Annotated in this window: 1 pseudogene; it reads left to right on the top strand. The window is 65.2% G+C overall.

The features are described 5' to 3' along the window. Positions 1–225: 225 nt before the first annotated feature. Positions 226–1,394: pseudogene (locus tag NKH01_RS35130) on the top strand (IS110 family RNA-guided transposase). Positions 1,395–1,767: the final 373 nt, after the last annotated feature.

The following is a 1,767-nucleotide window of genomic DNA, read 5'->3' on the forward strand; positions in this document are numbered from 1 at the left end:
AGGCGGTAGAGCGGTGTGCCGTCGACGTATTTGTGAACGAGCGCGAAGGCCAGCCTCGAAGCCGTGGCGATGCTGCCCGGCAAGGGTTGCGCGGGCATCGGCGCGGTCACGACCGGCGTGTTGATGCCGGTACGGTCGCAATGACGGCAGATCCCATGGGGAGTGGATCGTGGCCCGCACTCTGGCAGAGTGGGCCATCGCAACTCGCTCTTTGGAGGCCCTTTCATGCATCTTTCGACCACCGATCAATCCGAGCTACAAGCCGCTGTCCGCGTGGATCTTGGCGCAATCTTCGTCTCGCTGGAGCTGTCCAGATCGACCTGGCTAGTCACCTCGATTGTACCGGGCAGCGAGAAGATGTCACGCCACATGGTCGCCGGCGGTGACAGTGCCGGGCTGCTCGTCTGCCTCACCGGGCTGCGCAGCAAGGCCGAGGCGCGCACGGGCGCGCTTTATCCGTTGGTGGTGATCCAGGAGGCGGGGCTGGACGGCTTCTGGATCGACCGGGTGCTGAACCGCGAGGACTGGATCGAAAGTCACATCGTCGATGCGGCATCGATCGCGGTGTCGCGCCGCCACCGTCGCGCCAGACGGATCGGCTTGATGGCGAGGCGCTGATCCGCGCCCTGCTGGCCGTCAAGCGGGGTGAGCCGCGCGTCTGCTCGATGGTCCGGGTGCCGACGCCCGAGAATGAGGATCGCCGCCGGACCAACCGCGAGCGCAAGGTGCTGGTCGCCGAACGGGTCGAGCACGTCAACCGCATCAAAGGCCTGCTCTTCAGCCAGGGCATCCGCGACTACGAGCCTTTGCGCCGCGACCGCCGCGATCGCCTGGAAGAACTGCGGACCGGCGATGGCCGCGCCCTGCCGGCCCGCATGAAGGCCCGGATCGGCCGCGAACTTGACCGTCTCGAATTGCTGCTCGGCCAGATCAAGGCGGTGGAGGCCGAGCGCGACGCGCTGCTCGCCGCGATGGCGGTGGACGCCTCGACGCCGGCGGCGATGTTGCTCAAGCTGAAGGGCATCGGGCCGGAATTCGCGACGATCCTCCACGCCGAAGGGCTGTTCCGGCATTTCAACAACCGCAGGCAGGTGGCCGCCTACGCGGGACTGGCACCTTCCCCATGGAAGAGCGGCACGATCGATCACGAACAAGGCGTGTCGAAGGCAGGCAATCCGCGGCTGCGAACGACGATGGTCGAGCTTGCCTGGCTGTGGCTGCGCCATCAGCCGGCCTCGGGCCTGGCCCGCTGGTTCAGCGAACGGGTGGCGCGCAACGGCGGCCGCCTCAAGAAGGCGATGATCGTCGCGCTCGCCCGCAAGCTGCTGGTGGCGCTGTGGAAATACGCGACCGCCGGCGTCATCATCCAGGGAGCGCTCATGAAAACCGCATGACCGCTTCCACCACCCTTTTCCTCCATTCCGCAAAGGCCTGATCAGCCTTTCGGATCCAGGTGGGCGAACCGAAAATATGCATGGCCTCAACAGCCGATCGGCAGAATGGTTTCGTCTTCCTGAGCCTGCGCCCGCCGCAAGCGGGATATTGGTGCTGCCGCCAGGAGCGGCGACCGCATGTGAGGTGGATGAGGCCCGGCGACCGGGCCGCGTCACGTGATCGGGCTCAGACCTTGGACCGAAACTGCGAAGGAGGAAAATCACACTTGACCATGTAATCCCCATGTGAAGCATATTTGAACCGCACATTCTGCAGGACCTTCGCCTTCACCTCGATATGAAGTTGCTCGGTAACGGCCTCGCCCATGCGATG

The organism is Mesorhizobium sp. M1403, assembly GCF_040317695.1.
GTDB lineage: Bacteria > Pseudomonadota > Alphaproteobacteria > Rhizobiales > Rhizobiaceae > Mesorhizobium.